Here is a 24,294-nt window from a genome sequence, read left to right as displayed (position 1 = left end):
CTGACGACTCCCCGTCTCTGACGAGACACCCTGTTTTCCGACAAGGAGAAAACATTGCTCGACGTAACAACTTTTGACGAGCTGCGCATCGGCCTCGCGACGGCCGATGACATCCGTCGCTGGTCGCACGGTGAAGTGAAGAAGCCCGAGACCATCAACTACCGCACCCTCAAGCCCGAGAAGGACGGTCTGTTCGGCGAGCAGATCTTCGGACCCTCGCGCGACTGGGAGTGCTCCTGCGGCAAGTACAAGCGGGTCCGCTTCAAGGGCATCGTCTGCGAGCGCTGCGGCGTCGAGGTCACCAAGTCCTCGGTCCGCCGCGAGCGGATGGGCCACATCGAGCTCGCCGCCCCCGTCACCCACATCTGGTACTTCAAGGGCGTCCCCTCGCGCCTCGGATACCTGCTGGACATGGCGCCGAAGGACCTCGAGAAGGTCATCTACTTCGCGGCGTACATGATCATCGACGTGGACGACGACGGCCGTCACGCCGACATGCCCGGCCTCGAGAACGAGCTCCGGCTCGAGATCAAGACCCTCTCGGACCAGCGCGACTCCCGCATCGCGGACCGCCTGGCGCGCCTCGAGACCGACCTCGCCGCCCTGGAGGCGGAGGGCGCGAAGAGCGACCAGAAGCGCCGCACCAAGGACGGCGCCGAGAAGGAGATGGGCCAGATCCGCAAGTCCTTCGACGAGGACATCGCGCGACTGGAGAGCGTGTGGGAGCAGTTCCGCACCCTGAAGGTCGGCGACCTCAAGCCCGAGGACGCCGTCTTCAACGAGCTCGTCGACCGCTACGGCGTCTACTTCGAGGCCTACATGGGCGCGGAGGCGATCAAGAAGCGCCTCGAGCAGTTCGACCTCCAGGCCGAGGCCGAGACGCTGCACCTGCAGATCGCCGAGGGCAAGGGTCAGAAGAAGATCCGCGCCATCAAGCGCCTGCGCGTCGTCAACTCGTTCCTCGCCACCGGCAACTCGCCGGCCGCGATGGTCCTCGACGTGGTCCCGGTCATCCCGCCGGAGCTGCGCCCGATGGTCCAGCTCGACGGTGGCCGCTTCGCCACCTCCGACCTGAACGACCTCTACCGCCGCGTCATCAACCGCAACAACCGCCTCCGCCGCCTGCTCGACCTCGGTGCCCCCGAGATCATCGTGAACAACGAGAAGCGCATGCTCCAGGAGGCGGTCGACGCCCTCTTCGACAACGGCCGCCGCGGCCGTCCCGTCACCGGTACCGGCAACCGCGCCCTGAAGTCCCTGAGCGACATGCTCAAGGGAAAGCAGGGTCGCTTCCGCCAGAACCTGCTGGGCAAGCGCGTCGACTACTCGGGCCGCTCGGTCATCATCGTCGGACCGCAGCTCAAGCTGCACCAGTGCGGTCTGCCCAAGCAGATGGCGCTCGAGCTGTTCAAGCCGTTCGTCATCAAGCGCCTGATCGACCTCTCCCACGCGCAGAACATCAAGGCCGCCAAGCGCATGGTCGAGCGCTCGCGTCCGCAGGTCTGGGACGTGCTCGAGGAGATCATCCGCGAGCGCCCCGTCCTGCTCAACCGCGCGCCCACCCTGCACCGACTCGGCATCCAGGCCTTCGAGCCCCAGCTGGTCGAGGGCAAGGCGATCCAGCTGCACCCGCTCGTCTGCGCCGCGTTCAACGCGGACTTCGACGGCGACCAGATGGCCGTCCACCTGCCCCTGTCAGTCGAGGCCCAGGCCGAGGCGCGCATCCTGATGCTCGCCTCGAACAACATCCTCAAGCCCTCCGACGGCCGCCCGGTCACCCTGCCCACGCAGGACATGATCATCGGCCTGCACCACCTGACGACCATCCGCGAGGGTGGCGCCGGTGAGGGCCGCGCGTTCTCCTCCGTCTCGGAGGCGATCCTCGCGAAGGACCAGGGCTCGCTGCACCTGAACTCGAAGGTCCGCATCCGCATGTCGGACGTGTACTTCGCGCAGGGTCAGGCCCCCGAGGGAGTCGAGATCGACGACAAGGGCAAGGTCACCGCGCCCGTCCTCCTCGACACGACGCTCGGCCGCGCCCTCTTCAACGAGGCGCTGCCGGTCGACTACCCCTACTTCGAGCAGGTCGCCGACAAGACGACCATCTCCGGGATCGTCAACGACCTCGCGGAGCGCTACCCGAAGGTGGAGGTCGCCGCCTCGCTCGACCGCATCAAGGACGCCGGCTTCTACTGGGCCACCCGGTCCGGTGTGACCGTCGCCCTCTCGGACATCCTCACCCCGCCCTCGAAGCCCGTCATCATCGCGGGCTACGAGAAGAAGGCGGCCAAGGTCGAGTCCGAGTACGACAAGGGTCTGACCACCCAGGCGGAGCGCCGCCAGGAGCTCGTGAAGATCTGGACCGAGGCGACCGACGAGGTCGCCAAGGCGATGCGCGCGAACTTCCCGATCGACAACACGATCAACCGCATGGTCACCTCCGGTGCCCGTGGCAACTGGCTGCAGGTGCGCAACATCGCCGGCATGCGCGGTCTGGTGAACAACCCGAAGGGCGAGATCATCGCCCGACCGATCATCTCCTCGTACCGCGAGGGCCTGTCGGTCGCCGAGTACTTCATCGCCACGCACGGTGCCCGCAAGGGTCTGGCCGACACCGCGCTCCGCACCGCGGACTCGGGCTACCTGACGCGTCGACTCGTCGACGTCTCGCAGGACGTCATCATCCGCGAGGACGACTGCGGCACGACCAAGGGCCTCGACCTGCCGATCATGCTCCAGGACGCCACCGGCGCCTGGATCCAGGACTCCAACGTCGAGAACTCCGTCTACGCCCGCTCGCTCGCCACCGCGGCGACGAACGAGGCCGGCGAGGTCGTGGCCGAGGCCGGGGAGGACGTCGGCGACGTCCTCATCGAGAAGCTGGTCGGCGCCGAGGTGCGCCACATCAAGGTCCGCTCCGTCCTGACCTGCGAGTCGGCCGTCGGCGTCTGCGCGGCCTGCTACGGCCGCTCGCTCGCCACCGGCAAGCTCGTCGACATCGGAGAGGCCGTCGGCATCATCGCGGCCCAGTCGATCGGCGAGCCCGGCACGCAGCTCACGATGCGCACCTTCCACACCGGTGGATCGGCCTCGGCCGACGACATCACGCAGGGTCTTCCCCGCGTGCAGGAGCTCTTCGAGGCCCGCACCCCCAAGGGTGCGTCGCCGATCGCGGAGGCCGCCGGTCGCATCACGATCGAGGACACCGACCGGGCCCGCCGGGTCATCCTCCAGCCGGACAACGGCGACGAGGCGGTCATCTACCCGGTGCTCAAGCGCTCGCAGCTCCTCGTCGAGGACGGCCAGTCGGTCGTGCTCGGTCAGCAGCTGCACGTGGGAACGGTCGACCCCAAGGAGGTCCTGCGCGTGCTGGGCGTCCGCGAGGTCCAGAAGCACCTCGTCGGCGGCGTCCAGGGCGTCTACCGCTCGCAGGGCGTCCCGATCCACGACAAGCACATCGAGGTCATCGTCCGGCAGATGCTCCGCAAGGTCACCGTCGTCGACCACGGCGACACCGACCTGCTGCCGGGTGAGCTCGTCGACCGCTCGCGCTACAGCGAGGTCAACCGTGCGGCTCTGACCGAGGGCAAGCGGACCGCGTCCGCCCGCCAGGAGGTCATGGGCATCACCAAGGCCTCGCTCGCGACCGAGTCGTGGCTGTCGGCCGCGTCCTTCCAGGAGACGACCCGCGTCCTGACGCAGGCGGCCATGGAGGGCAAGCGCGACCCGCTGATGGGCCTCAAGGAGAACGTGATCATCGGAAAGCTGATCCCGGCCGGAACGGGTCTGCCCCGCTACCGGAACGTGTCGGTCGAGGCGACGGAGGAGGCGAAGGCCGAGCGGTACCCCAACCGCATCTTCGCCGACGACGCCGCGTTCAGCGACGCGGACCTCTCGTTCGTCGACTTCGACTCGTTCTCGAGCGACGGCTACGAGCCCGGCAACTACAGCTGAGCACAGTCCGACTGACGAAGGGCCCCGCCGGGAGACCGGCGGGGCCCTTCGTCGTCCGCGGGCGGGTGAGGGCACCCTCACCCTGACTGGGGGTCCGTCGATTCCCGACAGAGAGCCCGAACGGGGGCGCCAGGGTGATTGACTTCGGGGACGTTCGTCCGGTCGATCCCCTGAACCCGCTCAGCAGGGGTCGCGGCGGTGAGGAAACGTGCGGATGAGAGTCCTGATCGTCGTGCTGTCCGCCCTTCTCGTGGCGGTCGGTGCCGTCGTCGTCCCCGCCGGCAGCGCGGTCGCGGCGGTCGCGGCCGCTCCGCCCGCCACCTGCGGGATCGCCGAGCTCGCGCCCGTGCTCGAGGGGGACGACGTGACGACGACGGCCGCCGCCTCGCTCGTGCCGATCCTGGTGCTGCACGGCTGGCTGGGCACCGCGACGCACGACGAGTCGCGCACGGGCGCCTTCTCGCACCTGGTCGACCTGATCGCCACGAACGGCGTGGACCAGCCGGTCACCACCTCGCAGCGCTCCCTCATCGGCGCGTTCCAGGACACCGAGGGGGCCGTCGTCTACACCTTCGACTACCGCGACCTCGCGGCGCGCTGGGTGACCGATCCCGGGATCGCCGACGCCCTCGCCTCCTCGATCGCCTGCCTCACGGCGGCGACCGGCCACCGCGCGGTCGTCGTGGCGCACTCGATGGGCGGCCTCGCCGCTCGGCAGGCGCTCAGCCAGAGCGTCGACGGCGTGCCGGTGGAGTCGATGGTGCGCGAGGTCGTCACCTTCGGCACGCCCAACACGGGCTCCGACCTCGCCCTCCGCCTGGGGCAGATCATCGACTCGACGGGGACGGTCAGCCCAGCGGTGGTCGGCGGCCTCGAGCCGCAGTCGCGGCTGGGCATCTCCGCGCTGCTCGCCTCCTGCGGCGAGGCCGCCTCCGAGGACGCGGCCAACGCGGGGGAGTGCACGGGGATGCCGATGATCGACGCGCTGTCCTCGCAGGCGGGGATCGCGATGCGCACCGGATCCACGGAGCTGGCGGCGCTCCCGCCGTGGCCGGCGGGTGTGCGCGTCGTCTCGCTCGCCGGCGACATCCGGGTCACGATCGCGTCCGTCCTCGGGTCGAGCACGGGCTCGGTCTCCCTCGGCGACATCATCGTCGCACCGCCGTCGGCCGAGTCGGGCGTCGACGAGTACGTGGTCTCGACCTGCTACTACACGATGCTGTCCATGCCCGACGTCCCGTCCGTGCTGGCGGAGCTCAGCCCGATGGCGCGCCTGGGCGACGCGCTGCGCTTCTCCGCGATGGTGGTCGCCATCGACGCCAGCCCCTGCCACCACGCCAAGCTGATGCGCAACGTCGAGCTGGCGGGGCACGCCGAGGCGGAGATCGCCGACGCCGTGGCCGGCGAGCTCGGCCTGCCGCACACCGACTCGGCTCGCGCGGGGCAGCGCCACCTCCCGCCGTCGGACGAGCCCCGCCGTCCGTTCCGCCGCTGATCGGCGAGACATGATGTCTGGAGTTTTGACGCGGGCATGATCGAGCGCCTACGGTCGGAACCGGCCGATGGGGCGGCCGCCTGGGGGACAGGCAGCGCGGCTCGCGCGGCTTCCGAGCCGAGCGCGAGCCGCGCCCGTCCGCGCGGTCCGGCTCCGTGTGTGACCTCCCGCGCAGCCGATGTGCACGACGACTGTCGGCGATCGTCTACGCTCGGGTGCACCGGGGACCCCGAAGCCACCCCGCTCACCCGCCTCCGGAGGCACGATGGGCAACGACACCCCGCCCGAGGTCCCGCCTCGTCCGGGCCGACTCAGTCGCGAGCAGGTCAGGACCAGGCTCCTCGACGCGGCCCTCGCCGTCGTGAGGGTGGAGGGCCTGCGCGTCGGCGTCTCGCACCTGCCGCTCGAGGAGGTCATCCGCTCGGCGGGAGTGCCTCGCAGCACCGTCTACCGGATCTGGCCCACCCGTCAGGCGTTCTACGACGAACTGGTCGCGGCGATCCCCGAGCGGATCCTCACGGCGCGGCTCGATCCCGCCTCGCTCTCCGCGGGGGACTCCTACCTGCACCGTCGCCTCGCCGAGCCGCCGAGCCCCGAGCAGATGCGCGAGATCCTCGTCGCCTCGCTCACCGTCGCGATCGAGGCCAACTACGACAACGTCTTCGCCTCGCAGCACTGGCGCAACTTCGTCGCCCTGATCGGCGCGGTCGACTCGCACTCGGAGCCGGCGAGTGCGGCGATCCGCGAGGCCCTGCACTCCCGCCAGGTGCACTTCATCGAGAACATGGCGAAGTACTACCGGCACACCCTGGCCGAGGCGGGTCTGCGCCTGCGCTCGGGGCGGGACGAGGAGTACGCCGTGCTCGCCTCCGCCATCTCCTCGTTCGTCGAGGGGCTCTGCATCGCCAGGATCGCCGCTCCCGAGCTGGTGACCGGTCCGATCGACCCCGGCCGCCCCGGCTCGCCCTCGCTCGTGGTCGCCGGAGCCCTGATGCTCATCGACGGGTTCTGCGAGCCCGCGCCCGCCGGACCGGCGGCACCGGCCGGCGCGGGCCCCGGGAACTCCGCTCCGCGCTAGTCGCCGGCGGGCGGGTCGTCCTGCGCGACCGGCACCAGCATCCCGTCCACGATCGAGCGGATCGTCCAGGCGGTGAGGGTCCACTCCACCGGCTCGCCGTCCAGCCCGGGCGCCTCGATCACGGCGTCGAGCTCGTCGTCGAGCAGGCGCCCGCGATGCACGAGACCGTCGGTCACGATCGCGGTCAAGTGCGCGAGCTGCAGCGTCGTGAAGCCGGGCTTCAGCGAGGAGCCGAAGCGATCGAGGACGTCCTGGTAGTAGTCGCGCATCCGCTGGGTCAGCATGGTCTCCAGCCGCAGGGCGGTCGCCCGGACCGCCTCCCGCGCCGGGCCCTCCTCCATCGAGAAGGTGCAGGCGAGCAGGGCGTTGTAGGAGGACCAGTCGACGGAGGCGCGCAGCGTCTCGACGCTCGAGTTGGCGCCGATGCGGATCATCTCCCAGGCCACCTCCCGGCGGCCGGCCGCCGTGCTGAGGTGGGCGGAGGAGCGCTCGTACACCTCCCTCATCGCCCGCGACGCGTCGGGGTCGGCGCCGTCGGCGAAGCGGTCGGCGACGAAGATCTCGCCGATCAGGTCGGCGACGAACTCCTCGCGCGTGCTCCAGATCCGGTACACCGAGCTCCGCGGCACGGCCGCCAGGCGGATGTACTCCTCCATCGGCAGGTGGGCGAATCCGACCGTGAGGCCGTTGACCGAGATGACCTCGCGCGCGGCGGCGAGCATCCGGGCCCGCACCTGGTCGGCGGGGATCCGGATCGAGCGGGTCGTGGTCTCGTCGGAGTCGTTCATCGCCTCGGAGACTAGCCCTCCTGGGCCGGGAGCGGGCGGCGATCGTCCCTGGAGCGCGTCGTCGCCCGCACGATGACGAGACGGAATGTCCCGTCCGTCGCCTGCGCAGCCGCCCTTTCGCTACGGTTCGATCGAGGACGGACCCGACCGTCCTCGCAAGGGGTTTCCGTGGCGGAATTCGAGAAGTTCGCTGTGTCCGTGGTGAGCGGTCCGACCATCGAGCGCGCAGCGCTCCTGGCTCTGCTCGCCCACGTCCTCCCACGCCTGCGCGCCGCGGACGCCGAGACGGCCGAGGCGGAGACGATCGCCGTGCTCGACCTCGACCGGGTCGCGCCCGACTCGCTCGCGAGCACGCTCGCGACCCTCAGCGCGCGCTATCACGGCCTGGTCGTGCTGTCCGCGTCGGACTCGCTCGAGGCCGTGCGCGCCGTGCTGCGCCTCGAGCGCACCGCGTTCGTCTGGAAGGGCGACGAGCCGGGCGAGCTCGTCGCGGCCGTGGTGTCGATCGCTTCGGGCCGCTCCTGGATCTCGGAGGCGGCACGGCACCGCTTCCTCGCCGCGGGAGAGCACCACCGTCCCGTGCTCAGCCGGCAGGAGAGCCGGGTGATGCGCTCGTACGGCTCCGGGACCGCGGTCAAGGACGTCGCCCTCGACATGCGGATCGCGGAGCACACCGTGCGGACCTACATCAAGCGGATCAAGGCGAAGTACCTCGAGGCGGGCATCGCCCTGCAGTCACGGGTCGACTTCTACCGCCACCTCGACGGGCACGACGTCGCCATCCGCAACGGCCGCGACCGGGTGCGGGCCGGCCTGCAGGAGGCGGACGGCGGCGCGCGCAGCGGCATCGCCTCGTGAGGCGAGCAGGATCGCGTTCCCGCTGCCGCGCCCCTCGGCGAACGACAGCGAGCCGACCGCGGCGGTGAGCGGCAGCGCCTCCCGCAGACCCTGCCGCAGGCGGCGCAGCCGGCGGTGATCGGCGTCGTCGGCCACGTTGACCGCCAGCAGCCCGTCCCCGTCGACCAGGCGCGCCAGACGGGCGAGCACCTCGGAGCGGTAGAAGGACTCGGGGATCTCGTCGCCGTCGTAGACGTCCAGCACGACGAGGTCGGCCGGCGGCACGGCGAGAGGACCGGCGGCGTCCGCGGTGACACGGCGCAGCCGGGTCCCGGCGGGCAGCGGCGCGTGCGCCAGGACGAACTCCACCAGGCCCGCCGCTCGCTCGACGACCGTCTGCTCGGAGCCCGGCCGGGTCGCCGCGACGTAGCGCGCGAGCGCCAGCGCCCCCGCGCCGAGGTGGAGCACGGTGACGGGAGCGCCCGCGGGTGCGAGAGCATCGACCGCGGCGCCGAGCCGGGCCAGGTACTCCAGACCGAGCTGCTCCGGGGCGAGGAGATCGATCAGCGACTGCTCGGAGCCGTCGATCTCGAGGACGAGCGATCCCTCGCGGATCGGGTCGGGCTCGAGCGAGACCACCGCGCCGTCGGGGAGGCGGACCGAGGGCGGCATCCGCTCACGCTAGCGCGCGCCCGAGCCTCGCGCCGGGCCTCGGCCGCGGCTACGGTTGCAGCCATGGCCGCCCTCATCCTGCTCGACGTCGACGGCGTCCTGAACCCGTCCGTCTCGAGCGACCGCGCCGCCGGCAGTCACCGGCTGATGCTCGAGCCCGAGCGCGAGGAGCTCGTCCGCCGCCTCGCTTCCGTCGGCACGATCGTCTGGGCGACCACCTGGCCGCCGAAGCTCACGTCGGTCCTCGCGGGCGACCTCGGGCTGCCGGCCGGGACCGAGGCGATCGTCTTCGGCGGCGGGCTGCCGCGCGACCCGCGCTTCCCCGGGCAGACCGGCAAGCTGCAGCCCGTCGCCGTCTGGCTCGAGCAGGCCCGGGAGCACGCGACGATCGACGCCGTGGTGTGGATCGACGACAACCTCCGCGGCGACGCGGTCGACTGGGCGCGCGAGCAGGAGACCCCCTTCCATCTGATCGTGCCCGACGCGGCGACCGGTCTGACGGCCGACGAGGTCGCCGGGGCGGAGTCGTTCCTCGCGGAGGTCGGGGTGTCCTCGGCGTCACACGGAGACATCCGGGAATAGCGGTCCCCCTCCTCCTGGTTGGCTGAGAGAGGGCGGGCGTGCGCGATCCAGCGCCGTCGGCTCCACCCCTCCCCACCGAACCGTGCGCGGCTCCGGCCGCGATCCGGTCGTGAGACTCCGCGATGCACCGAAGGAAAGACACCGTGACGCTCCTCCCCGCCCGCACCTCGCTGCGCGTCCTGCTCGGCACGACCGCGGCCGCCGCCGCCCTCGTCCTCGCCGGCTGCGCTCCCGCCTCCACCGACGACGTGGTCTCCGGCTCCAGCGACGACAGCACCGCCTCGACCTCCTCCGGGCTCACGCTCGCCGAGGTCGAGGAGTCCGGGAAGCTGACCATCGGCACCGAGGGCACCTACTCGCCGTTCTCGTTCCACGCCGACGGCGGCACCGGCGACCTCACCGGCTACGACGTCGAGGTCATCACCGCGGTCGCCGAGAAGCTCGGCGTCGAGCCGGAGTTCGAGGAGACCCAGTGGGACGCGATGTTCGCGGGTCTCGACGGCGGTCGCTTCGACGTGATCGCCAACCAGGTCTCGATCAACGACGAGCGCAGCGCGAAGTACGACTTCTCCGAGCCGTACTCGGTCAGCCCCGGCGTCGTCGTCGTCCCGACCGCGGACACCGAGATCACCTCGCTCGACTCGCTCTCGGGCAAGACCACCGCGCAGTCGCTCTCGAGCAACTGGTACACGCTCGCGCAGGACTCCGGCGCGACCGTCGAGGGCGTCGAGGGCTGGGCGCAGGCCGTCGCCCTCGTCGAGCAGGGCCGGGTCGACGCGACCATCAACGACCGCCTCACCTGGCTGGACTGGTCGACGACCTACCCCGACCAGGCCGCGGGCCTCAAGGTCGCGGTGACCACCGACGACAGCTCTTCGAGCGCCTTCACCTTCCCGAAGGGCTCGGACGACCTCGTCGCCGCGGTCGACGGCGCCCTCGACGAGCTGCGCGCCGACGGTACCCTCGCCTCCATCTCCGAGCGCTACTTCGGAGCCGACGTCTCCCAGTAGCACCGCCTCCGGCGGCGGGTCTCGATACGCCCCTGCGGGGCTACTCGACCAGCAGGAAGGACGCCTGCGGCGCTGGTCGCCGCTTCCGACTGCCGGCTGCGACATGCTGATCGAGTAGCCCGCGCAGCGGGTGTATCGAGATCCACCGTCACCGAGACGCGAGTCCGCAGACCACCGTGCCGGACGCGGTGGGTCTCGATACGCCCCTCCGGGGCTACTCGACCAGCATGGGTCGACCGACACCCCCGCTTCGCAAGGCCGAGCGGTCCCGGGAAATGCGTGCCAGCATTTCCCGGGAGCGGACGCACGACGCTCTACGATTCGTGACCACCTCGAAATGCCGACTGCGGTCTTCTCCCGCCTCCGGCGGGAGAAGACAAGATGGAACTCTTCGTCAGGTCGTTCTGGCCGATCCTGTCGGGCGGCATCGTCGGCACGATCCCGCTCGCGCTGTCGAGCTTCGTGCTCGGCCTCGCCCTCGCTCTCGCCGTCGCGCTGATGCGCCTGTCGCGGGTGAAGGTCCTGGCGTGGATCGCCCGCGCGTACATCTCCGTCATCCGCGGCACCCCGCTCCTGGTGCAGCTGTTCGTGATCTTCTACGGGCTGCCGAGCCTGGGTGTGAAGATCGACCCGTGGCCGAGCGCGATCATCGCCTTCGCGCTCAACGTCGGCGGCTACGCGGCCGAGGTCATCCGCGCCGCCATCCTCAGCGTGCCGAAGGGGCAGTGGGAGGCCGCGCACACCATCGGCATGGGCCGCGGGCTCGCGCTGCGGCGGATCATCCTGCCGCAGGCCGCCCGCGTCTCGGTGCCGCCGCTCTCGAACACCTTCATCTCGCTGGTGAAGGACACCTCGCTCGCCTCGCTGATCCTGGTGACCGAGCTCTTCCGCCAGGCGCAGAAGATCGCCACCGCCTCGAGCGAGTTCATGCTGCTCTACCTCGAGGCCGCCCTCATCTACTGGCTCATCTGCCTCGTCCTCTCCAGCGGCCAGAGCCTCCTCGAGAAGCGATTGGACCGCTATGTCGCCCGTTGACGCACCTTCCGGCACCGCAGGCCGCCCGGCTGACGGCGACCGCCCCGTCCTCCGCGCGACCGGGCTGCGCAAGTCCTTCGGCGGCGTCGAGGTCCTGCGCGGCATCGACCTCGAGATCCGGCGCGGCGAGGTCATCGCGCTGATCGGCCCGTCCGGCTCGGGCAAGACCACCGTGCTGCGCTCGCTGAACAGCCTCGAGGTCCCCGACGGCGGCGTCCTCGAGCTGGCGGACGGCGCCGTGCTCGACTTCGGCGGCACGGTGGGCAAGCGCGCCCTCACGGCGCTGCGCGACCGCTCGGCGATGGTCTTCCAGCACTTCAACCTCTTCCCGCACCTCACCGTCCTGCAGAACGTCACGGAGGGTCCGCTGCGCGTCCAGCGCCGCCCGGCGTCCGAGGTGGTCCCGGAGGCGGAGGCGCTGCTCGAGCGCGTCGGTCTCGGCGGCCGCGGCGGCGCCTACCCCTTCGAGCTGTCCGGCGGTCAGCAGCAGCGCGTCGGCATCGTCCGCGCCCTCGCGCTCCGGCCCGACCTGCTGCTCTTCGACGAGCCGACCTCGGCGCTGGATCCCGAGCTCGTCGGCGACGTCCTCTCGCTGATGCGCGAGCTGGCGAGCGAGGGCTGGACGATGCTGGTCGTCACGCACGAGCTGGAGTTCGCCCGCCAGGTCGCCTCCGAGGTCGTCTTCATGGCCGACGGCGTGGTCGTCGAGCGCGGCGCTCCCGCGCGGATCCTCCGCGACCCGCAGGAGCCGCGCACGCGGCAGTTCCTGCACCGCCTGCTGCACCCGCTCGAGTAGCGCGCCTCCGGGTGGATCCGTCCCCCGTCCCGGGGTGGGCGCGGCGGTCGCTCGCCCCGCGCGGACCCGTGCCTAAGCTGTTCGAGTGACGGGGAACAGCGAAGCCGAGACCACGCGGATGCCGACGACCGGCGACGGCACCGAGCCGACCCGGGAGTACGTCTGGCCCGAGCCGGAGCCGGGCGGCCGCCGCCCCGCGACCGGAGCCACCGCGGTGCAGGAGCGGCAGCCCGTGTCCCCCTCCCCGCTCGGCTCCGTCGAGCCGGAGCCCGAGCCCGTCCGCCGGAAGGGCAACCGCCTCGCCGGACTCGCGATCGCCCTGCTCACGACCGCTGTCTTCGCGTTCCTGCACCTGGTCGCCCTCACCGCGATCCGCCTGCTGATCGACGGCGTCGAGGGCGATCCCGTGACCGTCGCGCTCGCGCAGGGCCCCACGGCCGTCTTCCTCCTGCCGGTCGCCGCCTTCTTCGCCGGACTCGCCCTGATCGTCCTCGCCGTCAACCGCGCCGGCTGGTGGGCCTACGTCCTCGGCGGCTTCTTCGTCGCCCTGCTCGCCGGTGCGGCGGCCCTGGTCGGCGCCTGGTCCGCGGTCGGCGGCTTCGCCGTGCCGCAGGACCGTGCCGCCGTCGTCGACGTCCTCCGCGACCCTGCGACGCTGGCCGCCGTCGCCGCGGCCGCGGTGCTGGCCCGCGAGGTCAGTGTCTGGGGCGGGAGCCTCATCGCCGGCCGGGCGCGCCGAGTGAAGCGCCGCAACGCCGAGCGCGACGCCGCCGCGCAGTCGTGACGCCCGCCGGCCCGGGGGAGCAGGGCCGCGGCGCCGGGCTCGGCTACGGCATCGCCCTCGCCGCGTTCGCGTCCTTCCTCTACCTCGCGCTCGTGGTCTGCGCGTTCGGCGTGCTCAGCCTGCTGCTGGACCAGGACGTCGTCCCCGAGCGCGACGCCGGCCCGATCCTCGGCCCGGTCGTGGTGGCGGTCTGCGTCGTCGCCGTCCTCGTCTCGATGATCACGCTGGCGGCCCGGCCCGGCGTGACGCGGCTCGTCGGCCCCTCCGTCCTCACCGGTGCCGTCGTCTACGCGCTCTTCCTGCTGGTCGGCGGCGCGATCTACGGCCTGGGGCTGGGGGAGCCGGGGGCGATCCTCCGCTTCGTGCTCGACCACGCGGCCACGCCCTTCGCGATCGCCGCCGGAGTGCTCGCGGCCGGGGTGCAGATCCTCTTCCTCGCGATGCTCGCCCGCCGCGACGCCGGCGGCGGGACTCCGCGCTGGGGCTGGGAGGGCGACGAGCGCGAGTGAGGCTCCGGGGCGCCGTTCTCTCCCAGGGCGAACGCCCTCCGGTTGACCGCCCCCGTCACTCCCCGTAATATTCTTCGGGTGTGCGCTTTGTCGTGCGCTTGTGTCGTGCCTCCGGGTCGGCGCAGTGCCGCGCTTCGCTCCACCGGGTCCGCGAGGACCCGCGGGTTCGTCCGATCGGGCGGCCCCCACGGCATACCCCTCCTCCTCCAGGTCTCCGCTCGTCGGCGCCGAGAGGGAGTCGGGTCCAGATGAACTCGGCCGTCCCGGAGACGGGCAGGCCGAATGTCGACCATCGATCCGCTGTCACCGTGCAGCATTCAAGGAGCAAATCAGTGCCAACGATTCAGCAGTTGGTCCGAAAGGGACGCACGCCGAAGGTCACCAAGACCAAGGCGCCCGCCCTGAAGGCCAACCCCCAGCAGCGCGGCGTCTGCACGCGCGTCTACACGACCACCCCCAAGAAGCCGAACTCGGCCCTCCGCAAGGTGGCCCGCGTCAAGCTCTCCAACGGCACCGAGGTCACGGCCTACATCCCCGGTGAGGGCCACAACCTCCAGGAGCACTCGATGGTGCTCGTCCGCGGCGGTCGTGTGAAGGACCTCCCCGGTGTCCGCTACAAGATCGTTCGCGGCGCCCTGGACACCCAGGCCGTCAAGAACCGCAAGCAGGCTCGCAGCCGGTACGGCGCGAAGATGGAGAAGAAGTAATGCCTCGTAAGGGACCCGCTCCTAAGCGCCCCGTCGTCGCAGACCCCGTCTACGGCGCCCCGGTCGTCAGCCAGCTCGTGAACAAGATCCTCCTGGACGGCAAGAAGGGCCTCGCCGAGCGCATCGTCTACGGCGCGCTCGAGGGGGTCTCGACCAAGAACGGCCAGGACGCCGTCGTCACGCTCAAGAAGGCGCTCGACAACGTCCGTCCGACCCTCGAGGTCCGCAGCCGCCGCGTCGGCGGCTCGACCTACCAGGTCCCCGTCGAGGTCAAGCCGCACCGCGCCAACACCCTCGCCCTCCGCTGGCTCACCAGCTACGCGAAGGCCCGTCGCGAGAAGACGATGACCGAGCGTCTCATGAACGAGATCCTCGACGCGTCGAACGGTCTGGGCGCCGCTGTCAAGCGTCGCGAGGACACCCACAAGATGGCCGAGTCGAACAAGGCCTTCGCGCACTACCGCTGGTAGCGCACCCCGCGCCCGCCCTCGGCGAGCGCGACCCCCGGTCCCGCGGCGCGCGCCTCAGTGCGTGCGCCGCGGTCCCGGACCCGGCGGCGGATCCTCGGATCCGGCGTGGACGGGCGACCGCCACCATCACGATCCCAGCCGATCGGCCATGAACCCGTTGCGCTGGCTCCATCACCTATCGGAGGAACTCCGTGGCACAAGATGTGCTCACCGACCTGAACAAGGTCCGCAACATCGGCATCATGGCCCACATCGATGCCGGCAAGACCACCACCACCGAGCGCATCCTGTTCTACACGGGTATCACGCACAAGATCGGTGAGGTCCACGACGGCGCCGCCACGATGGACTGGATGGCGCAGGAGCAGGAGCGCGGCATCACGATCACGTCCGCCGCGACGACGTGCTTCTGGAACAAGAACCAGATCAACATCATCGACACCCCCGGTCACGTCGACTTCACGGTCGAGGTCGAGCGCTCGCTGCGCGTCCTCGACGGCGCCGTCGCCGTCTTCGACGGCAAGGAGGGCGTCGAGCCCCAGTCCGAGACCGTCTGGCGTCAGGCCGACAAGTACGACGTCCCGCGCATCTGCTTCGTCAACAAGATGGACAAGCTCGGCGCCGACTTCTACTTCACGGTCGACACGATCATCAACCGCCTCGGCGCCAAGCCGCTGGTCATCCAGCTGCCCATCGGCGCGGAGTCCAGCTTCGAGGGCGTCGTCGACCTCGTCGAGATGCGCGCGCTCACGTGGCGCGGCGACTCGAAGGGTGACGTCGCGCTGGGCGCGAAGTACGAGATCGAGGAGATCCCCGCGGATCTGGCCGACAAGGCCGCCGAGTACCGCGAGAAGCTGCTCGAGACCGTCGCGGAGACCTCCGACGAGCTGCTCGAGAAGTACTTCGGCGGTGAGGAGCTCACGGTCGCCGAGATCAAGGGCGCCATCCGCAAGCTGACCGTCAACTCGGACATCTACCCCGTGCTCTGCGGCTCCGCGTTCAAGAACCGCGGCGTCCAGCCGATGCTCGACGCGGTCGTCGACTACCTTCCCTCCCCGCTCGACGTCCCCGCCATCGAGGCGCACGACGTCCGCGACGAGGAGAAGGTCATCATGCGCCACGCGGACTCGACCGAGCCCTTCTCGGCGCTCGCGTTCAAGGTCGCGGTGCACCCGTTCTTCGGTCGCCTCACCTACGTCCGCGTCTACTCGGGCAAGCTCGACTCCGGCGCCCAGGTCATCAACTCGACCAAGGGCAAGAAGGAGCGCATCGGCAAGATCTTCCAGATGCACTCCAACAAGGAGAACCCGGTCGACTCGGTCACCGCCGGCCACATCTACGCCGTCATCGGCCTCAAGGACACCACCACCGGTGACACCCTGAGCGACCCGACCGCGCAGGTCGTGCTCGAGTCGATGACCTTCCCGGAGCCCGTCATCGAGGTCGCCATCGAGCCCAAGACGAAGGCCGACCAGGAGAAGCTCGGCACCGCGATCCAGAAGCTCGCGGAGGAGGACCCCACCTTCCGCACCGAGCAGAACCAGGAGACCGGTCAGACGGTCATCAAGGGAATGGGCGAGCTGCACCTCGACATTCTGGTGGACCGCATGAAGCGCGAGTTCAACGTCGAGGCCAACGTCGGCAAGCCGCAGGTGGCCTACCGCGAGACGATCCGCCGCACGGTCGAGAAGTACGACTACACCCACAAGAAGCAGACGGGTGGCTCGGGTCAGTTCGCGAAGGTCCAGATCTCCATCGAGCCGATGGAGGTCGAGGCCGACAAGACCTACGAGTTCGTCAACGGCGTCACCGGTGGTCGCGTCCCCCGCGAGTACATCCCCTCGGTCGACGCGGGCATCCGCGACGCCATGCTGGTCGGCGTCCTCGCCGGCTACCCCATGGTGGGCATCAAGGCCACGCTGACCGACGGTGCTGCGCACGACGTCGACTCCTCGGAGATGGCGTTCAAGATCGCCGGCTCCATCGCGTTCAAGGAGGCCTCGCGCAAGGCGCAGCCGGTCCTCCTCGAGCCGCTGATGGCCGTCGAGGTCCGCACGCCCGAGGAGTACATGGGCGACGTCATCGGCGACCTCAACTCGCGTCGCGGGATGATCCAGTCGATGGAGGACGCCGCGGGCGTCAAGGTCATCAAGGCCAACGTCCCGCTGTCCGAGATGTTCGGCTACATCGGCGACCTGCGCTCGAAGACCTCGGGCCGCGCGGTCTACTCGATGACGTTCGAGACCTACGCCGAGGTCCCCAAGGCCGTGGCCGAGGAGATCGTCCAGAAGAACAAGGGCGAGTAGCACCGTCCCCACCCCGCCGCGGTTCTGCGGAACCGCGGCGGGACTGGTAGTGTCGTGCGGGTTTGCTGCCGCGTTCTGCGCGCCTCGGATCCTCATCGGATGGCCCGCGCGACCACTGCCGGTAACATACGTACACAAAACCCCCGCAAGTCCTCCTGTCCTCGTGCCGCCCCGTGCGGCGTCGGATGCGGATGCTTGCACCTAAGTCCTGAGGAGGACCCACAGTGGCTAAGGCCAAGTTCGAGCGGACCAAGCCGCACGTCAACATCGGAACCATCGGTCACGTCGACCACGGAAAGACCACCCTCACCGCGGCGATCTCGAAGGTTCTGGCGGACAAGTACCCGTCCGCGACCAACGTCCAGCGTGACTTCGCGTCGATCGACTCCGCTCCCGAGGAGCGCCAGCGCGGCATCACGATCAACATCTCGCACGTCGAGTACGAGACGCCGAAGCGCCACTACGCGCACGTCGACGCCCCCGGTCACGCCGACTACATCAAGAACATGATCACCGGCGCGGCGCAGATGGACGGCGCGATCCTCGTGGTCGCCGCCACCGACGGCCCGATGGCTCAGACCCGTGAGCACGTCCTCCTCGCCAAGCAGGTCGGCGTGCCGTACCTCCTCGTCGCCCTGAACAAGGCCGACATGGTGGACGACGAGGAGATCCTCGAGCTCGTCGAGCTCGAGGTCCGCGAGCTGCTGTCCTCGCAGGGCTTCCCCGGCGACGACGCCCCCGTGGTCCGCGTCTCCGGCCTCAAGGCCCTCGAGGGCGACGAGGCGTGGACCCAGTCCATCCTCGACCTCATGGACGCCGTCGACGCCTCCGTCCCGGACCCGATCCGCGACAAGGACAAGCCGTTCCTCATGCCGATCGAGGACGTCTTCACGATCACCGGTCGTGGAACCGTCGTCACCGGTCGCGCCGAGCGCGGCACCCTCTCGCTGAACTCCGAGGTCGAGATCGTCGGCATCCGCCCGACGCAGAAGACCACGGTCACCGGCATCGAGATGTTCCACAAGCAGCTCGACGAGGCCTGGGCCGGCGAGAACTGCGGTCTGCTCCTCCGCGGCACCAAGCGCGAGGACGTCGAGCGCGGCCAGGTCGTCGTCAAGCCGGGTTCGGTCACGCCGCACACCGACTTCGAGGGCACCGCGTACATCCTGTCCAAGGACGAGGGTGGGCGTCACAACCCGTTCTACGGGAACTACCGCCCGCAGTTCTACTTCCGCACCACCGACGTCACCGGCGTCATCACGCTGCCCGAGGGCACCGAGATGGTCATGCCCGGCGACACCACCGACATGACGGTCGCGCTGATCCAGCCGATCGCCATGGAGGAGGGCCTCGGCTTCGCCATCCGTGAGGGTGGCCGCACCGTGGGTGCCGGAACGGTCACCAAGATCGTCAAGTAGGTTCTCCTACTGATCTCTCGAGAGGGGTCGTCCGCTTCGGCGGGCGGCCCCTCTCGTCGTTCCCGCCGCGGTCCGGTGCTCCTGATCGCAGCGCGGGTGGCCGACTAGCGTGGCAGGCATGCCCTTCGTCAAGACGAACCCCTCCGCCCCCGCGCAGTTCTTCGAGTGGGAGGCGGCGGGTCTGCGCTGGCTGGCCGAGGCGGAGCAGGCCGGGGGAGCGCGCTGCGTCGAGGTGCTGCGGGTCGAGCGCGGCCGCATCGAGCTCGAGGAGATCCGGCCCGCCCGCGCCTCGCGCGAGGCCGCTCGGCGGTTCGGCGCTGCCCTCGCTCGCAGCCACGACTCGGGTGCCGACGACTTCGGAGCGCCGCCGAGTGGATGGACGGGCTCCGCCTACATCGGCCGACGCGCGATGCCCTGCACTCCGGAGGCGTCCTGGGGCCGCTTCTACGCGGACCAGCGCGTCCGGCCCTTCCTGCGCCCGGCCGCGGATGCGGGGAGCCTGTCGGCAGCGGACGCCCGCACCGTCGAGAGCGCGCTCGAGCTCGTGGCGGCGGGCGCGTTCGACGACGACGACACCCCCGCCCGCCTGCACGGCGACCTCTGGAACGGCAACGTGCTGTGGTCGGACGAGGGCGCGGTCCTGATCGACCCGGCCGCGCACGGCGGACACCGCGAGACGGACCTCGCCATGCTCGCGCTGTTCGGCCTGCCTCACCTCGACGACGTCCTCGCGGGCTACGAGGAGGTGCACCCGCTGCGCGACGGAGCCGCCGAGCGCGTGCCGCTGCACCAGCTGCACCCGCTCGCGGTGCACGCCGCCGGCCACGGCCCCTCCTACGGATGCGCGCTCGCCGACGCCGCGGCCCGCGTCCTCGAGCTCGGTCGCTGACCGCCCCGGCGGGTCCTGCACCGATCGTCCAGGCGGTGTCGCCACACTGAGGCGCGCGCGGCCCTCGCCCGCACCGATGAAGGAGGAACCATGGTGGATCTCGGCAAGCTCGGACGACAGGCCGGCGAGCTGTTCAACAGCAAGAAGGTCCAGGACACGCTCCGCAGCGAGAAGGCGGAGGGCGTCTCGGATCAGGTGCTCGAGAAGACCGGCGACATCGCCAGCCGTCTGACCAAGGGCAAGTACGACGACCGCATCGAGGACCTCAAGCGCCAGGCCGACAAGCGCCTCGGCAACGAGTAGCGCAGGGCGCGGGGGCGCCCGTCAACCCGGTGCCGGTTCCGGCGCCCCCGCCCTATCGTCGGGTCGATGGCTGATTCGCTCACGCAACGACTCCGCAGGACCGATTCGAGCGGACGCGGCTACACGCGGGTCCGCTCCGGCTCCGGCTTCAGCTACCGCGACCCCAAGGGGGCGACGGTCACCGATCCGGAGCTGCGCGAGCGATTCGAGCATCTCGGCATCCCGCCCGCCTGGCAGGACGTCTGGATCGCGCCGTACCCCAACGGGCACATCCAGGCGACGGGTGTCGACGGCGCCGGCCGCCGGCAGTACATCTACCACCCGACCTGGCGCGAGCAGAAGGACCGGATCAAGTTCGACCGGGCGCTCCGGCTCGCGGAGGCGCTCCCCGCCGCGCGCCGGCGGGTCACGGTCGCCCTCCGCGAGGACGGTCCGACCCGCGAGCGCGCCCTCGCGACCGGGTTCCGGATGCTGGACACCGGCTCGCTGCGGGTCGGCAGCGAGCAGTACGCGAAGGAGCACGGCAGCATCGGACTCACCACGCTGCTCTGCTCGCACGCGACGACGCACGGCGACCGCGTCGCCCTCGCCTTCCCCGGCAAGAGCCACCAGGCCTGGACGAGCGAGATCCTCGACCACGACCTCGCCCGCGTGGTCCGCGCGCTCAAGCGCCGCGGCCCCAACGCGCGGCTCCTGGCCTGGAAGGACGGCCGGCAGTGGCGCCCCGTCTCGGCCGGCGACATCAACGACTACGTGCGCGAGCGCGCCGGGGACGACTTCACGGCGAAGGACTTCCGCACTCTGCACGGCACCGTCGCCGCGGCGCTGAGCCTGGCGAAGGCGGGACCGCAGCCCACCCAGCGGCTGCGCACGAAGGCGATCTCGCAGGCGATGAAGGACGCGTCGGAGGTGCTCGGGAACACGCCGACCGTGGCGCGCGCGAGCTACGTCGACCCCCGCGTCCTCGACCACTTCCGGGCCGGGGAGACGATCGATCCCTCGCGGCCGTCCTCCGCGGAGACGACCCTCCGGGCCCTGCTCTTCGAGTGAGCGGCGATCGTCGCCTCGGGCTCCTCAGTGCCCGGGATTCCGCGGCGGAGGGCCGGCGTCGACGGAGCTGCACGACGCGACACGCCCGGGTTGCAAGGCCCGCTCATCCGTGAGAGACTCTTCTAGTTCAAAATTTCCGCCTGCGCAGCGTGCTGCGAGGGGGTGGAACACTGCCAGGCAGTGCCGAGACGGCGCCCCAGCGGCTCGACCCGAGAGGGCGGCCCCGCGAGTGCGACGTCGAGGCGGCGGGTAGCAGAACGACAACAACCGACAACTCAACGGGCTCTCCGTGCGTCGTGCGTTCTGCACGGCTCTCAGAGCGCCTCGAGCGCGGTGCTTTTGACAGAAGAACACTGGTGCACTTCTCCGGTTCTCCGGATGTTCCTTCGCGAGCGCGTCCTATGCGACACGAGTCCGGCTCAGGCCGGGGGAGTGGCGTACGACGCAATAACAAGAGAGTGAGAGATCACACATGGCGGGACAGAAGATCCGCATCCGACTGAAGTCGTACGACCACGAGGTCATCGACACGTCGGCGCGCAAGATCGTCGACACGGTGACCCGTGCCGGTGCAACGGTCGTCGGCCCCGTGCCGCTTCCGACGGAGAAGAACGTGGTCTGCGTGATCCGTTCTCCCCACAAGTACAAGGACAGCCGCGAGCACTTCGAGATGCGCACCCACAAGCGCCTCATCGACATCATCGACCCGACGCCCAAGGCCGTCGACTCGCTGATGCGCCTCGACCTCCCGGCCGACGTCAACATCGAGATCAAGCTCTAAGGAGGAGTGCCACCATGTCTGTCACTGTTTCCCCCACGCTGAAGACCAGCAAGGGCCTCCTCGGCACGAAGCTCGGAATGACCCAGGTCTGGGACGAGAACAACAAGCTCGTCCCCGTCACGGTCATCGAGATCAGCCCCAACGTCGTGACCCAGGTCCGCACGGAGGAGAAGGACGGCTACACCGCCGTCCAGCTCGCCGCCGGTGCGATCGACCCGCGCAAGGTGAACAAGCCCGCCGCCGGTCACTTCGACGCCGCGGGCGTCACCCCCCGCCGCCACCTCACCGAGGTCCGCACCTCCGACGCCGCCGACTACTCGGCCGGCCAGGAGCTGACCGTGGACGCCGTCTTCGAAGCCGGCACCAAGGTCGACGTCGTCGGCACCTCCAAGGGCAAGGGCTTCGCCGGTGTCATGAAGCGTCACAACTTCAAGGGCGTCTCGGCTTCGCACGGTTCGCACCGCAACCACCGCAAGCCCGGCTCCATCGGCGCCTCCTCGACCCCCAGCCGTGTCTTCAAGGGCATGCGCATGGCCGGTCGCATGGGTGGCGAGCGCGTCACCGTGCTCAACCTCAAGGTGCACTCCGTCGACGCCGAGAAGGGTCTGCTGCTCGTCAAGGGCGCCGTCCCCGGTGCGCGCGGTCGCCTCGTGTTCGTTCGCAACGCCGTGAAGGGAGCGTAGTTCCATGGCTACCTCTGTCGACATCATCGACGTCCAGGGCAACAAGTCGGGCGCGTTCGAGCTCCCCGCCGAGCTCTTCGACGTCCAGACCAACATCCCCCTGATCCACCAGGTCGTCGTGGCGCAGCTCGCCGCGGCGCGCCAGGGCACCCACTCCACGAAGAACCGTGGCGAGGTCTCCGGAGCCGGCCGCAAGCCGTTCAAGCAGAAGGGAACCGGTCGCGCTCGTCAGGGCTCGATCCGCGCCCCGCACATGACCGGCGGTGGCGTGGTCCACGGACCCACCCCCCGCAGCTACGCGCAGCGCACCCCCAAGAAGATGATCGCCGCGGCTCTGCTCGGCGCTCTCTCGGACCGCGCTCGCGGCGCCCGCATCCACGTAGTCGAGTCCCTCGCCCTCGGCGACACCCCGAAGACGAAGGACGTCCTCGTCCTGCTCGACGCCCTCTCGGTGTCGCGCAACGTCCTCGTGGTCCTCGAGCGCGACGACTTCGTCGCCGAGCTCTCGCTGCGCAACGTGCCCTTCGTGCACATCCTGCCGTCCGACCAGCTCAACGCGTACGACGTGCTCGTCGCCGACGACATCGTCTTCACGAAGGCCGCACTCGACGCGTTCGTCGCCTCGAAGTCCGGCGCCAAGAAGGAAGAGGTGAACGCATGAGCCAGTCCGCCGCGTTCAACAAGGACCCCCGCGACGTCATCATCTCCCCGGTGGTGTCCGAGAAGTCCTACGGCCTGATCGACGAGGGCAAGTACACCTTCGTCGTCGACCCGCGCTCCAACAAGACCGAGATCAAGCTCGCGATCGAGAAGATCTTCGGTGTCCAGGTCGCGTCGATCAACACGCTGAACCGCCAGGGCAAGACCCGCCGCACGAAGTTCGGTGCAGGCAAGCGCAAGGACACGAAGCGCGCGATCGTCACGCTGAAGTCCGGCACCATCGACATCTTCACGAGCGTCGGCTGAGCCGAAGAAGCGTAGAGGAAACAGACAATGGCTATTCGTAAGTACAAGCCCACGACCCCCGGTCGCCGCGGCTCCAGCGTTGCCGACTTCGCCGAGATCACCCGATCGACGCCCGAGAAGTCGCTCCTTCGCCCGCTGTCCAAGACCGGTGGCCGCAACAACTCCGGCCGCATCACGACGCGTCACATCGGTGGTGGCCACAAGCGCCAGTACCGCCTGATCGACTTCCGTCGCAACGACAAGGACGGCATCAACGCCAAGGTCGCTCACATCGAGTACGACCCCAACCGCACGGCGCGCATCGCGCTGCTCCACTTCGTGGACGGCACCAAGCGCTACATCCTGGCTCCGAACAAGCTCTCGCAGGGCGACGTCGTGGAGTCGGGCTCGGGCGCCGACATCAAGCCCGGCAACAACCTGCCGCTGCGCAACATCCCGACCGGTACGGTCATCCACGCCATCGAGATCAAGCCGGGCGGCGGCGCCAAGCTCGCCCGCTCGGCCGGCACCTCGGTCCGCCTCGTCGCCAAGGACGGCCCCTACGCGCAGCTCCGCCTGCCGTCGGGCGAGATCCGCAACGTCGACGCGCGCTGCCGCGCCACGATCGGCGAGGTCGGCAACGCCGAGCAGTCGAACATCAACTGGGGCAAGGCCGGCCGCATGCGCTGGAAGGGCGTCCGCCCGACCGTCCGCGGTGTCGCGATGAACCCGGTCGACCACCCCCACGGTGGTGGAGAGGGCAAGACCTCCGGTGGACGCCACCCGGTCAGCCCCTGGGGCCAGTCCGAGGGACGCACCCGTCGCCCCAACAAGGAGAGCGACAAGCTCATCGTTCGCCGCCGCACCGCCGGTAAGAAGCGCAAGTAGGAGTTGTAGAAGATGCCTCGCAGTCTCAAGAAGGGCCCCTTCGTTGACGACCACCTGCTCCGCAAGGTGTTCACGGCCAACGAAGCCGGCAACAAGAACGTCATCAAGACCTGGTCGCGCCGTTCGATGATCATCCCGGCGATGCTGGGACACACCATCGCGGTCCACGACGGACGCAAGCACATCCCCGTGTTCGTGACCGAGACCATGGTCGGCCACAAGCTCGGCGAGTTCGCCCCCACTCGGACCTTCCGCGGTCACGAGAAGGACGACAAGAAGGGCCGTCGCCGCTGACGCGGCGACGAGAAGGAGGA

General features: G+C 70.0%; 24 protein-coding genes. 23 read left to right on the top strand and 1 reads right to left on the bottom strand.

The features are described 5' to 3' along the window. The first annotated feature begins 54 nt into the window (after positions 1 to 54). The 3 genes from HRK28_RS05320 (at position 55) to HRK28_RS05310 (ending at position 6,527) form a co-directional block, all read left to right on the top strand. Positions 55 to 3,954, top strand: a complete 3,900-nt coding sequence (locus HRK28_RS05320; RefSeq protein ID WP_159985828.1) for a DNA-directed RNA polymerase subunit beta' — start codon at positions 55 to 57, stop codon at positions 3,952 to 3,954. A 214-nt stretch (positions 3,955 to 4,168) separates the two neighbouring features. Beyond that, positions 4,169 to 5,449: a triacylglycerol lipase gene (locus tag HRK28_RS05315; RefSeq protein ID WP_160087600.1), complete on the top strand. Its 1,281-nt coding sequence runs from the start codon at positions 4,169 to 4,171 to the stop codon at positions 5,447 to 5,449. Between the two features lie 265 nt (positions 5,450 to 5,714). Beyond that, positions 5,715 to 6,527 (top strand): TetR/AcrR family transcriptional regulator, encoded by an 813-nt coding sequence (locus HRK28_RS05310; RefSeq protein ID WP_173250618.1) that lies wholly within the window; start codon positions 5,715 to 5,717, stop codon positions 6,525 to 6,527. Here the strand turns inward: HRK28_RS05310 and HRK28_RS05305 are convergent. Continuing rightward, a complete protein-coding gene (locus tag HRK28_RS05305; protein ID WP_173250617.1) occupies positions 6,524 to 7,315 on the bottom strand; it encodes a hypothetical protein in 792 nt (263 codons plus the stop codon). The two genes, HRK28_RS05310 and HRK28_RS05305, sit on opposite strands and share 4 nt — an antisense overlap. A gap of 168 nt (positions 7,316 to 7,483) precedes the next feature. Here HRK28_RS05305 and HRK28_RS20445 point away from each other — a divergent pair, with 168 nt between their 5' ends. From HRK28_RS20445 to rpsS, 20 genes are all read left to right on the top strand, one after another. Beyond that, positions 7,484 to 8,173: a LuxR C-terminal-related transcriptional regulator gene (locus HRK28_RS20445; protein ID WP_160087606.1), complete on the top strand. Its 690-nt coding sequence runs from the start codon at positions 7,484 to 7,486 to the stop codon at positions 8,171 to 8,173. A 714-nt stretch (positions 8,174 to 8,887) separates the two neighbouring features. After that, positions 8,888 to 9,406: an HAD domain-containing protein gene (locus HRK28_RS05295; protein ID WP_160087608.1), complete on the top strand. Its 519-nt coding sequence runs from the start codon at positions 8,888 to 8,890 to the stop codon at positions 9,404 to 9,406. A 143-nt stretch (positions 9,407 to 9,549) separates the two neighbouring features. Continuing rightward, positions 9,550 to 10,416 (top strand): amino acid ABC transporter substrate-binding protein, encoded by an 867-nt coding sequence (locus tag HRK28_RS05290; protein WP_244231780.1) that lies wholly within the window; start codon positions 9,550 to 9,552, stop codon positions 10,414 to 10,416. A gap of 381 nt (positions 10,417 to 10,797) precedes the next feature. Beyond that, on the top strand, positions 10,798 to 11,451 hold the full coding sequence (locus tag HRK28_RS05285) for an amino acid ABC transporter permease (RefSeq protein WP_123702092.1): 654 nt from the start codon (positions 10,798 to 10,800) through the stop codon (positions 11,449 to 11,451). After that, positions 11,438 to 12,247, top strand: coding sequence for an amino acid ABC transporter ATP-binding protein (locus HRK28_RS05280; RefSeq protein WP_173250616.1), 810 nt, complete (start codon positions 11,438 to 11,440; stop codon positions 12,245 to 12,247). The genes HRK28_RS05285 and HRK28_RS05280 overlap by 14 nt, the downstream gene beginning before the upstream one ends. A gap of 85 nt (positions 12,248 to 12,332) precedes the next feature. Beyond that, the gene (locus HRK28_RS05275) at positions 12,333 to 13,031 is read left to right on the top strand and encodes a hypothetical protein (RefSeq protein WP_160087614.1); all 699 of its coding nucleotides are present in this window, start codon (positions 12,333 to 12,335) and stop codon (positions 13,029 to 13,031) included. Next, positions 13,028 to 13,540 (top strand): DUF6121 family protein, encoded by a 513-nt coding sequence (locus HRK28_RS05270; protein WP_173250615.1) that lies wholly within the window; start codon positions 13,028 to 13,030, stop codon positions 13,538 to 13,540. The genes HRK28_RS05275 and HRK28_RS05270 overlap by 4 nt, the downstream gene beginning before the upstream one ends. A gap of 332 nt (positions 13,541 to 13,872) precedes the next feature. Next, the gene (gene rpsL, locus HRK28_RS05265) at positions 13,873 to 14,247 is read left to right on the top strand and encodes a 30S ribosomal protein S12 (protein ID WP_011186743.1); all 375 of its coding nucleotides are present in this window, start codon (positions 13,873 to 13,875) and stop codon (positions 14,245 to 14,247) included. Beyond that, positions 14,247 to 14,717, top strand: coding sequence for a 30S ribosomal protein S7 (gene rpsG / locus HRK28_RS05260; protein ID WP_056037355.1), 471 nt, complete (start codon positions 14,247 to 14,249; stop codon positions 14,715 to 14,717). The genes rpsL and rpsG overlap by 1 nt, the downstream gene beginning before the upstream one ends. Before the next feature lie 191 nt (positions 14,718 to 14,908). After that, positions 14,909 to 17,023 carry an elongation factor G gene (fusA, locus tag HRK28_RS05255; protein WP_123445036.1) on the top strand — a complete coding sequence of 705 codons (2,115 nt, stop codon included), beginning with the start codon at positions 14,909 to 14,911 and terminating at the stop codon, positions 17,021 to 17,023. 224 nt (positions 17,024 to 17,247) lie between these two features. After that, positions 17,248 to 18,441 carry an elongation factor Tu gene (tuf, locus tag HRK28_RS05250; RefSeq protein WP_123445037.1) on the top strand — a complete coding sequence of 398 codons (1,194 nt, stop codon included), beginning with the start codon at positions 17,248 to 17,250 and terminating at the stop codon, positions 18,439 to 18,441. A 118-nt stretch (positions 18,442 to 18,559) separates the two neighbouring features. After that, positions 18,560 to 19,330: a fructosamine kinase family protein gene (locus HRK28_RS05245; RefSeq protein ID WP_173250614.1), complete on the top strand. Its 771-nt coding sequence runs from the start codon at positions 18,560 to 18,562 to the stop codon at positions 19,328 to 19,330. A 90-nt stretch (positions 19,331 to 19,420) separates the two neighbouring features. Continuing rightward, positions 19,421 to 19,633, top strand: a complete 213-nt coding sequence (locus HRK28_RS05240; protein WP_133960597.1) for an Rv0909 family putative TA system antitoxin — start codon at positions 19,421 to 19,423, stop codon at positions 19,631 to 19,633. A 66-nt stretch (positions 19,634 to 19,699) separates the two neighbouring features. Continuing rightward, positions 19,700 to 20,683 carry a DNA topoisomerase IB gene (locus HRK28_RS05235; protein WP_160087620.1) on the top strand — a complete coding sequence of 328 codons (984 nt, stop codon included), beginning with the start codon at positions 19,700 to 19,702 and terminating at the stop codon, positions 20,681 to 20,683. A gap of 472 nt (positions 20,684 to 21,155) precedes the next feature. Then, a complete protein-coding gene (gene rpsJ, locus HRK28_RS05230; RefSeq protein ID WP_005050520.1) occupies positions 21,156 to 21,464 on the top strand; it encodes a 30S ribosomal protein S10 in 309 nt (102 codons plus the stop codon). Positions 21,465 to 21,478: 14 nt separating this feature from the next. Next, the gene (rplC, locus tag HRK28_RS05225; RefSeq protein ID WP_104224566.1) at positions 21,479 to 22,147 is read left to right on the top strand and encodes a 50S ribosomal protein L3; all 669 of its coding nucleotides are present in this window, start codon (positions 21,479 to 21,481) and stop codon (positions 22,145 to 22,147) included. Between the two features lie 4 nt (positions 22,148 to 22,151). Further along, positions 22,152 to 22,808, top strand: coding sequence for a 50S ribosomal protein L4 (gene rplD / locus HRK28_RS05220; protein WP_173250613.1), 657 nt, complete (start codon positions 22,152 to 22,154; stop codon positions 22,806 to 22,808). Next, positions 22,805 to 23,113 carry a 50S ribosomal protein L23 gene (gene rplW, locus HRK28_RS05215; protein WP_160087624.1) on the top strand — a complete coding sequence of 103 codons (309 nt, stop codon included), beginning with the start codon at positions 22,805 to 22,807 and terminating at the stop codon, positions 23,111 to 23,113. Before rplD ends, rplW begins: the two co-directional genes overlap by 4 nt. A 27-nt stretch (positions 23,114 to 23,140) precedes the next feature. Continuing rightward, on the top strand, positions 23,141 to 23,980 hold the full coding sequence (rplB, locus tag HRK28_RS05210) for a 50S ribosomal protein L2 (RefSeq protein WP_123445043.1): 840 nt from the start codon (positions 23,141 to 23,143) through the stop codon (positions 23,978 to 23,980). 12 nt (positions 23,981 to 23,992) lie between these two features. Further along, positions 23,993 to 24,274, top strand: a complete 282-nt coding sequence (rpsS, locus tag HRK28_RS05205; RefSeq protein ID WP_055787078.1) for a 30S ribosomal protein S19 — start codon at positions 23,993 to 23,995, stop codon at positions 24,272 to 24,274. The last annotated feature ends 20 nt before the right edge of the window (positions 24,275 to 24,294 follow it).

Source organism: Rathayibacter sp. VKM Ac-2835, assembly GCF_013266705.1.
GTDB lineage: Bacteria > Actinomycetota > Actinomycetes > Actinomycetales > Microbacteriaceae > Rathayibacter.
Note: the sequence above shows the minus strand (reverse complement) of the source record. Positions and strands in the feature narration are given on the sequence as shown.

Bases quoted from the DNA above. Each gene is read 5' to 3' on its own strand.
- HRK28_RS05295 (WP_160087608.1), top strand. From the start codon at position 8,888: ATGGCCGCCCTCATCCTGCTCGACGTCGACGGCGTCCTGAACCCGTCC.
- rplC (WP_104224566.1), top strand. From the start codon at position 21,479: ATGTCTGTCACTGTTTCCCCCACGCTGAAGACCAGCAAGGGCCTCCTC.
- rplB (WP_123445043.1), top strand. From the start codon at position 23,141: ATGGCTATTCGTAAGTACAAGCCCACGACCCCCGGTCGCCGCGGCTCC.
- HRK28_RS05235 (WP_160087620.1), top strand. From the start codon at position 19,700: ATGGCTGATTCGCTCACGCAACGACTCCGCAGGACCGATTCGAGCGGA.
- HRK28_RS05285 (WP_123702092.1), top strand. From the start codon at position 10,798: ATGGAACTCTTCGTCAGGTCGTTCTGGCCGATCCTGTCGGGCGGCATC.
- rpsS (WP_055787078.1), top strand. From the start codon at position 23,993: ATGCCTCGCAGTCTCAAGAAGGGCCCCTTCGTTGACGACCACCTGCTC.
- HRK28_RS05315 (WP_160087600.1), top strand. From the start codon at position 4,169: ATGAGAGTCCTGATCGTCGTGCTGTCCGCCCTTCTCGTGGCGGTCGGT.
- HRK28_RS05280 (WP_173250616.1), top strand. From the start codon at position 11,438: ATGTCGCCCGTTGACGCACCTTCCGGCACCGCAGGCCGCCCGGCTGAC.
- rplD (WP_173250613.1), top strand. From the start codon at position 22,152: ATGGCTACCTCTGTCGACATCATCGACGTCCAGGGCAACAAGTCGGGC.
- HRK28_RS05245 (WP_173250614.1), top strand. From the start codon at position 18,560: ATGCCCTTCGTCAAGACGAACCCCTCCGCCCCCGCGCAGTTCTTCGAG.
- rpsJ (WP_005050520.1), top strand. From the start codon at position 21,156: ATGGCGGGACAGAAGATCCGCATCCGACTGAAGTCGTACGACCACGAG.
- rpsG (WP_056037355.1), top strand. From the start codon at position 14,247: ATGCCTCGTAAGGGACCCGCTCCTAAGCGCCCCGTCGTCGCAGACCCC.
- rplW (WP_160087624.1), top strand. From the start codon at position 22,805: ATGAGCCAGTCCGCCGCGTTCAACAAGGACCCCCGCGACGTCATCATC.
- HRK28_RS05305 (WP_173250617.1), bottom strand. From the start codon at position 7,315: ATGAACGACTCCGACGAGACCACGACCCGCTCGATCCGGATCCCCGCC.
- HRK28_RS05240 (WP_133960597.1), top strand. From the start codon at position 19,421: ATGGTGGATCTCGGCAAGCTCGGACGACAGGCCGGCGAGCTGTTCAAC.
- HRK28_RS05310 (WP_173250618.1), top strand. From the start codon at position 5,715: ATGGGCAACGACACCCCGCCCGAGGTCCCGCCTCGTCCGGGCCGACTC.